We start from the raw sequence: 7,728 nt of genomic DNA on the forward strand, positions 1-7,728 counted from the left end.
CCTCGACGACGGCCTGCCCGGCCACCGCGTCGGCGGCGAGGTCCGCCCCGGCCCGGGTGCGCCGGCGCTCGCGGGTGCGGCGGGCCGGCTTCTCCTCGGCGGCCTCGGCCGGCGCGCCGCCGGAGCGGTCAGCCGCCCCGTCCCGGCCGCCACGGCCGCCCCGGCTCCGGCCGCCCGTGGCGCGGGAGCCGCGACCGCCGGTCTCGCCGAGGTCCTCGACCTCCTCCGCGCCCAGGCCGGCCCGGGTCCGCTCGGACCGCGGCAGCACACCGGTGATGCCCTTGGCGATCTTCAGCAGCTCGTAGAGGTGCGGCGAGGTGGAGTAGGTCTCCTCCGGCTCGTTGAACGGCAGGTCCAGCGCCTTGTTGATCAGCTGCCAGCGCGGGATGTCGTCCCAGTCGACCAGGGTGACGGCGGTGCCCGACGCACCCGCCCGGCCGGTGCGGCCGATCCGGTGCAGGTAGGTCTTCTCGTCCTCGGGGCACTGGTAGTTGATGACGTGCGTCACACCCTCGACGTCGATGCCGCGGGCCGCGACGTCGGTGCAGACCAGCACGTCGACCTTGCCGTTGCGGAACGCCCGCAGGGCCTGCTCGCGGGCGCCCTGGCCGAGGTCGCCGTGCACGGCGCCGGCCGCGAAGCCGCGCTGGGTCAGCTGGTCGGAGACGTCGGCGGCGGTCCGCTTGGTCCGGCAGAAGATCATCGCCAGCCCGCGGCCGTCGGCCTGCAGGATGCGCGAGACCATCTCGACCTTGTCCAGCGAGTGCGCACGGAAGATGTGCTGCTCGATGTTGGCGACGGTGGTGCCGGTGTCGTCCGGGGCGGTGGCCCGGATGTGGGTCGGCTGGCTCATGTAGCGGCGGGCGAGGCTGATCACCTGGCCCGGCATGGTCGCCGAGAACAGCAGGGTCTGCCGCTTGGCCGGCAGCATGGTGAGGATCTTCTCGACGTCGGGCAGGAAGCCCAGGTCGAGCATCTCGTCGGCCTCGTCGAGGACCAGCGCGCGGACCTTCGACAGGTTCAGCTTCTTCTGGCCGGCCAGGTCGAGCAGACGGCCCGGGGTGCCGACGACGATGTCGACGCCCTTCTTCAGCGCCTCGACCTGCGGCTCGTAGGCCCGGCCGCCGTAGACGGCGAGGACCCGGACGTCGCGGACCTTGCCGGCGGTCTGCAGGTCGTTGGTGACCTGGGTGCACAGCTCGCGGGTCGGGACGACGATCAGCGCCTGCGGGGCCTCGGAGAGCTGCTCCTCGACGGCCCGGCCGGCGTCCACGTCGGCGCGCACGACGACCCGCTCGATCAGCGGCAGGCCGAAGCCGAGGGTCTTGCCGGTGCCGGTCTTGGCCTGCCCGATGACGTCGTGCCCGGTCAGCGCGACCGGCAGGGTCATCTCCTGGATGGGGAAGGGGTGGACGATGCCGACGGCCTCCAGGGCCTCGGCGGTCTCCGGGAGGATCCCCAGGTCCCGGAAGGTGGTCTTGGCGGGTTCAGCGGTGGTGGACAGGGTGCTGCCTCTTCCGTGTGGAGGGGCCGAGAGCGAGCGGCGGGCGGGCAGCCGCGCGGCTGCGTGCGGGCCCGGAAGGCCCTGATACAGCTGCGCGGACGCACAACCGCGCCGGTCCCTGCGGCCGGCCGGTGCGCGCGGCCCGCTGGGGGCGCGTCGCCGGCGGCGTCGGGGAAGGTTCCCGTGAGGGACCTGCGCGGGACCTTGCGCCGGGGAGCGGCGCGGTCCGCGGCGGCCCTCGCTCGGCCACTGATGCGGTGCCAAGGCTTGAAGTCCAAGCCATGGTCGGAGCCGATCGGCTCTCCGACCGGGCATCCGCGTACGTTGAGTGCCCGGGCTTGCCGGTCCACCGAGACGGCGGTGACACCGTGCGAGCACTACGGGCCTCCGTACCACCATACAGTCAGCCGACGACTCGAACACGTGACGCGTCTGACACGAACCGCCCGCCCCGGGGAAAAGCCCAGCCGGGAGGGGCCGCCGCGGATCCCCGCGGGCCGGGGGCAGGACTAAGGTGACGGGTCATGGAGACCAACGGTGAGACGCAGGGGATCGAGGCCGGCTCGATCGGGGACTGGGCGACCTGCTCGGCGGACCCGGGCTACCGCGCGGCGGTGCTCGACCTGCTCGGAGCACTCGCGTACGGCGAGCTGAGCGCCTTCGAGCGGCTCGCCGAGGACGCCAAGCTCGCGCCGGACCTCGCCGACAAGGCGGCGCTGGCCCGGATGGCCTCCGCCGAGTTCCAGCACTTCCAGCGGCTGCACGACCGGCTCGCCGAGGTCGGGGCCGACCCGGAGCGGGCGATGGAGCCCTTCGTCGAGCCGCTGGAGCTGTTCCACCGGATGACGGCGCCCTCGGACTGGCTGGAGGGCCTGGTCAAGGCGTACGTCGGCGACGCGATCGCCACCGACTTCTACCGCGAGGTGGCCGTCCGGCTGGACGACGACACCCGCGAGCTGGTGCTCGGCGTCATGTCGGACACCGGGCACTCCGAGTTCGCGGTCGACCGGGTGCGGCAGGCCATCGAGGCCGACCACAAGGTCGGCGGCCGGCTGGCGCTCTGGGGCCGGCGGCTGATGGGCGAGGCGCTCAGCCAGGCCCAGCGGGTGGTCGCGGAGCGCGACGCGCTGTCGAACCTGCTGGTCGGCGGCGCCCACGTGCAGGGCTTCGACCTGGTCGAGGTCGGCAAGATGTTCACCCGCATCACCGAGGCGCACACCCGGCGGATGGCCGCCCTGGGCCTGGCCTCCTGACCCGCGGGCCCGGCGCCCCCGTCCCGGCCCGGACGCCTCAGGCGTGCCGGTGCCGCCGGTGGGCGCCGTGCGCGGACCGGTGCGGGGCACGGTGCCGGTGGGCGGACTGCCGGCCGGCCGCGAGGTCCGGCCGGGCGAGCACCGAGGTCAGCAGCGCCGAGCCGGCCGCGGCGAGCGCCAGCGCGACCGCCGGGGACCGCCCGGCCAGCGAGAAGTCCGCGATCACCCCGACCAGCAGGGCCGACACCACCGCCGTGCCGATCGTGAGGCGCCGCGCCGTTGGGAAGTACTCGGGCAGCGCCGTCAGCGCCGCCGCGGCGACGACCAGGCCGATGAGGACGAGGGCGAACGACTCGACCAGCAAGGGTGCCTCCCCGGGTAGCGGGTGCGGTGCGGCCCACCGCCGCACTGTCGCCGTACCCGCGCCCACCGGGCCGTACACGCGCCGGTGCCCCGCTCCTCACGGGAGGAGCGGGGCACCGGTGAGCCTGCTCAGAGCGTGCCGAAGCCGACCTTGCGGGGGGCCTGCTCGCCGATCTCCACGTACGCCAGCCGCTCCGCCGGGATGAGGACCCGACGGCCGTGCTCGTCGGTCAGCGCGAAGAGCTTGTCGGTGCCCTCCAGGGCCCTGGCGACCGCGCTCTGGACCTCATCGGCAGTCTGCGAGCTCTCGACCACGATCTCGCGCGGCGTGTTCTGCACGCCGATCTTGACCTCCACGGCTTCCGTCCCTCCGGGGTTGCAGCCATCCACGCGCGGGCACCGGAGCGCCTGGGACAAGCGTTCGCGGCGACCGCGCCGTACGGCTTCACCATAGAGCACGCGATGATCGCCGAGGGGAACGTCGGTGGATCGCCGCCGGGCCCGCTACTCGGCGGCGGGCTCCTGCGCGCCGTCCCCGGCCTCCGGGTCGGACTGCTCCGAGGCCTCGGCGCCCGGGTGCATCGGGAAGCCCTTCAGACCGCGCCAGGCGAGGCTGGCGACCAGCCGGACGGCCTCGTCGCGCGGGATCTCCAGCCCCTGGGAGAGCCAGTACCGGGCGGTGATCTGGGCCAGTCCGCAGACGCCGGCGGCGAGCAGCTTGGACTCGGCCTCCGGGAGGTCGGTGTCCTCCTGGATCACCTTGCTGACCAGCGTGGCGCTGGCGTCCGAGGCCCGCTCCACGCGCTCGCGCACGGCCGGCTCGTTGGTCAGGTCGGACTCGAAGACCAGCCGGAAGGCGCCGGACTCGCTGGAGACGTAGTTGAAGTACGCCTCCATGGTCGCGGCGACGCGGTGCTTGTTGTCGGTCGTCGCCGAGAGCGCCTGGCGGGTCGACTCGACCAGGGCGTCGCAGTGCTTGTCCAGCAGGGCCAGGTAGAGCTCCAGCTTCCCGGGGAAGTGCTGGTAGAGCACGGGCTTGCTGACCCCGGCGCGGTCGGCGATGTCGTCCATGGCGGCCGCGTGGTAGCCCTGCGCGACGAACACCTCCTGGGCGGCACCGAGCAGTTGTTCACGGCGGGCGCTTCGCGGCAGGCGGGCACCGCGCGGGCGCTCCTGCGCCTCCTGGATGGCCGTCACGGCGCTCCTCACTTCACGGGATGTCGGGGCTGGCTAAGGTGACTGATTCTACTTTTCGGTAACCGTGTTCGCCCCTGGCGAGCATGAGAAAACCACTCCGCCCCCTTGTCGGGAGCCCACAATACGACTCCGACCAGGCAGAACGGCAGGGGTCCCGAGCAGCCGCCGGAGGCCGGGACGCGGCCGACCGGGCTCACTACCATCGTCCACCATGAGCGCTGAGCAGCAGGTCCGCACCGAGGCGCGGGAGCCCGCGCAGTACCGCACGGTCGAGGTCCCCGGGGCCGTCCTGGCGGTGAGCGCCGACCCCGGCGAGCCGGACGGGCGGGCGCCCGCGCTCTACGTGCACGGGCTCGGCGGTTCCTCCGAGAACTGGACGGCGCTGCGCGGCGAGCTCGCCGGCCTGGTCGCCGGCGAGGCCGTGGACCTTCCCGGCTTCGGCCGCTCCGCCCCGCCCGCCGACGGCAACCTCTCGCTGAACGGCCACGTCCGCGCGGTCATCGGATACCTGGAGCAGTCCGGCCGCGGACCGGTCCACCTCTTCGGCAACTCGCTCGGCGGCGCCGTCTCGGTCCGCCTGGCGGCTCTGCGCCCCGACCTCGTCCGCAGCCTCACCCTGATCTCCCCGGCGCTGCCCGAGCTGCCCCCGCAGCGCTCCGCCTGGCCGACCGGCCTGCTCGCGGTGCCCGGCGTCCCCGCCCTGCTGCGCCGGCGCGGACCGGACGGGCCGGGCGTCGAGGCGGCCGCCGACCAGCTGCTGCGGCTGGTGTACGGCGACCCGGCGGCACTCGCCCCGGCCGCCCGGGCCGAGGCGGTGGCCGAGTACCGGCGCCGGACGGGCCTGCCGTACGCGCGGCAGGTGATGGTGGGGACGGCCCGCGGGATCGTCACCGCGTACACCGAGCGCGGCGGCCAGGCGCTGTGGCGGCAGGCCGAGCAGGTGCGGGTGCCGGTGCTGCTGGTGTACGGGCTGCGCGACCGGCTGGTCTCGTACCGCTCGGCGCGGCGGGCCTGCTCGGCGTTCACGGACGCCCGGCTGCTGGTGCTGCCGGACTCGGGGCACGTGGCGATGATGGAGCACCCGGTGGAGGTGGCGCGGGCGGTGCGGGAGCTGCTCGCCGACGCCGCCTCGTAACGTCCCGTTCGGGACGAGGTCACGCCGGTTCACTCGTTCAGGTGGCAGCCAGGCATGTGACCGATGGATTGCCGCACTGCGGTCCTACCTTTCTGCTGTCGGACCGAACAGGTGTGGGGGCGGCCGCGGCGGCCGGACGAGGGCGCGCCGCGGCCGGGATTCCGGCGGTTCCGAGACCGCCGGAGCGGGCGCGCGCCCGGAGCCGCCCGGCCGCCGGCCGGGTGGGCCCGGCCCCCGCGGTCCGGCCGACCCACTGCTCCGGCCACCCGCAATCCGTCGATCCGCTCTGTCATGGAGGTCTCCCGTGCGCGTTGCACTGCTCACCGAGGGCGCACGTCCGTTCGCTCGCCGTGGCAGCGGCGGTTGGTGCGCCCGCCTGGTGCAGGGGCTCGGGGAGCACGAGTTCGAGCTGTACGTGCTGGCCGGCGAGGCCGGCCCGGAGGCGGCCGGGAGCCCCGGCGGCCGCTGGAGCGGGGTGCACGAACTGGCCCTGTGGGGCCGCCGCCCGCCCGGCCGCAGACCCGGCGCCCTGCGCGGGCGGCAGTACGCGCAGGCGTACGAGCAACTGGTCCGGGCGCTGGTGGTGCCCGGCGAGCGGGCCTCCTTCGGTCCCGGCCTGTACCGGCTGGCCGAGCTCGCCCGCGAGGACGGCGCGCTGCCCGCCTTCCTCGCCTCCGGCCGGGCCCGGCGCACCCTGGAGCGGGTCTGGCGCGGCCCCGGCGCCGACACCTCGGCCGGGCAGCCGCTGGTCTGCGACGTGCTGGTCGCGGCGGACCTGCTGGAGCAGTGCCTGCGCCCGCTCTCCGCGCCCTGGTACGGGACGGCGCCGGGCGGGCTCGGCGCGGTCGACGTCTGCCATGTGGTGGGCGGCGGCCCGGCGGCGCTGCCCGCGTTGGTCGCCCGGCAGCTGCACGGGGTGCCGTTCGTGGTCACCGAGCACGGACTGCACCTGCGCGAGCAGTACGCCGGCTACCGCGAGGCTCCGTACCGGTGGCCGGTCCGCGCGGTGCTGCTCGGCTTCTTCCGGGCGCTCACCGAGGAGACCTACCGGCAGGCGGCGCTGCTGACCCCGGGCAGCGCCCACGACGAGCGCTGGCAGCAGCGGTGCGGAGCGGACCCGGCGCGCACCCGGATCGTCCACGAGGGCACCCCGGCGGTCGACCGGGAGGCGGCCGGCCCCGAGCCGGCCGTGCCGACCCTGGTCTGGGCGGCCCCGCTGGAACCCGGCCGGGACGCCGAACTGGTCCTGCACACCTTCGCCGCCGTCCGGGCCGAACTGCCCGCGGCCCGGCTGGTGCTGCACGGCGAGGAGGCCTCACCGGGCTACCGCGCGCACTGCGCCGGGGTGGCCGAGCGGCTGGGGGTGGCCGGGGCGGTGGAGTTCGCCGGGCGGCCCGGCCCGCTCGCCGACGCCTGGGCGGACGGCACCGTGGTGGTCTTCTCGGCGCTCTCCCAGCGCAGCCCCCGGCTGCTGGCCGACGCGATGCTCAGCGGGCGGGCGGTGGTCTCCACGGACGTCGGGGTGGCCCGGGAGGTGCTCGGCCCGACCGGGCTGCTCGTCCCGCCGCGCGATCCCCGGGCGCTGGCCGGGGCCTGCCTGGCGCTGCTCGGCGACGAGGAGCGGCGGGCCCGTCTGGGGCTGGCCGGACGGCTGCGGGCGCAGGAACGCTTCGCCGTCGAGCCGGAGATCGGCGCCTTCCGGGAGATCTACCTGGAACTGCTCTCGCAGTGGCCGGCCTTCCCGGCCGGGGGCCGGACCGCGGCCGGGCGGCTGCGTCCGTTCACCCGGCCCGCCGAGTACTGGCTGGCCGACGGCCGGGGCGGGCGGTCCGGTCCGCGCGGCGGTGCCGGTGCCGCCGGTCCGGAGACCGGAGCGGTGGCACCGGCCGGGGAGGCGCCGGCGCGGCCCGGCGCCCCGGCGGTGGCGGTCTGATGCCCGGCGGCGCGGAGGCGGCCGCGGCGGGTGCCCCGGCCGGGCGGTCGGCGGGGAAGGCGGTCGGCGACCCCGTCCGGGAGCTGATGGCCGAGTACCGCGAGCTGTGCGAGCGCGCCGTCGACCCGCTGGAGATCGCCGCCGGACTGGAGGAGGCCGGGCACGGGGCGGCCACCGCCGCGCGCTGCCGGCACGCGGACCTGTTCGCGCTGGCCGAGGAGCTGTACGCCCGGGTGCCGCGCCGGCCGCCCGAGCGGGCCTGGCCGGCCGCCGCCCGGGAGCCCTGGCAGCGGCGCTCCGCCGCCGCGCTGCGGACGGCCGCGCTGACCGCGCTGCCCTGCGC

General features: G+C 75.8%; 7 protein-coding genes and 1 pseudogene. 4 read left to right on the forward strand and 4 right to left on the reverse strand.

What is annotated here, in order from left to right; genetic code table 11:
• On the reverse strand, positions 1–1,390 hold a 1,390-nt coding region (locus tag ACWGB8_RS36995; RefSeq protein WP_452218051.1), incomplete at its 3' end, for a DEAD/DEAH box helicase.
• A gap of 638 nt (positions 1,391–2,028) precedes the next feature.
• Between ACWGB8_RS36995 and ACWGB8_RS37000 the strand changes: the two genes are divergently transcribed.
• The gene (locus ACWGB8_RS37000) at positions 2,029–2,757 is read left to right on the forward strand and encodes a ferritin-like fold-containing protein (protein ID WP_452218052.1); all 729 of its coding nucleotides are present in this window, start codon (positions 2,029–2,031) and stop codon (positions 2,755–2,757) included.
• A gap of 37 nt (positions 2,758–2,794) precedes the next feature.
• On the opposite strand, the gene ACWGB8_RS37005 is transcribed toward ACWGB8_RS37000, so the two are convergent.
• The 3 genes from ACWGB8_RS37005 to ACWGB8_RS37015 all read right to left on the reverse strand — a co-directional run bounded on the left by ACWGB8_RS37005 (position 2,795) and on the right by ACWGB8_RS37015 (position 4,317).
• Positions 2,795–3,121, reverse strand: coding sequence for a hypothetical protein (locus ACWGB8_RS37005; protein WP_452218053.1), 327 nt, complete (start codon positions 3,119–3,121; stop codon positions 2,795–2,797).
• A 128-nt stretch (positions 3,122–3,249) separates the two neighbouring features.
• A complete protein-coding gene (locus tag ACWGB8_RS37010; protein ID WP_452218054.1) occupies positions 3,250–3,477 on the reverse strand; it encodes a DUF3107 domain-containing protein in 228 nt (75 codons plus the stop codon).
• A gap of 147 nt (positions 3,478–3,624) precedes the next feature.
• The gene (locus tag ACWGB8_RS37015) at positions 3,625–4,317 is read right to left on the reverse strand and encodes a TetR/AcrR family transcriptional regulator (RefSeq protein ID WP_452218055.1); all 693 of its coding nucleotides are present in this window, start codon (positions 4,315–4,317) and stop codon (positions 3,625–3,627) included.
• A gap of 211 nt (positions 4,318–4,528) precedes the next feature.
• Between ACWGB8_RS37015 and ACWGB8_RS37020 the strand changes: the two genes are divergently transcribed.
• The 3 genes and pseudogenes from ACWGB8_RS37020 to ACWGB8_RS37030 form a co-directional block, all read left to right on the forward strand.
• The gene (locus ACWGB8_RS37020; RefSeq protein ID WP_452218056.1) at positions 4,529–5,452 is read left to right on the forward strand and encodes an alpha/beta fold hydrolase; all 924 of its coding nucleotides are present in this window, start codon (positions 4,529–4,531) and stop codon (positions 5,450–5,452) included.
• 304 nt (positions 5,453–5,756) lie between these two features.
• Positions 5,757–7,385, forward strand: coding sequence for a DUF3492 domain-containing protein (locus ACWGB8_RS37025; RefSeq protein WP_452218057.1), 1,629 nt, complete (start codon positions 5,757–5,759; stop codon positions 7,383–7,385).
• Positions 7,385–7,728: pseudogene (locus tag ACWGB8_RS37030) on the forward strand (hypothetical protein); the annotation flags it as partial. The gene ACWGB8_RS37025 and the pseudogene ACWGB8_RS37030, both read left to right, overlap by 1 nt.

Source organism: Kitasatospora sp. NPDC054939 (assembly GCF_053610105.1).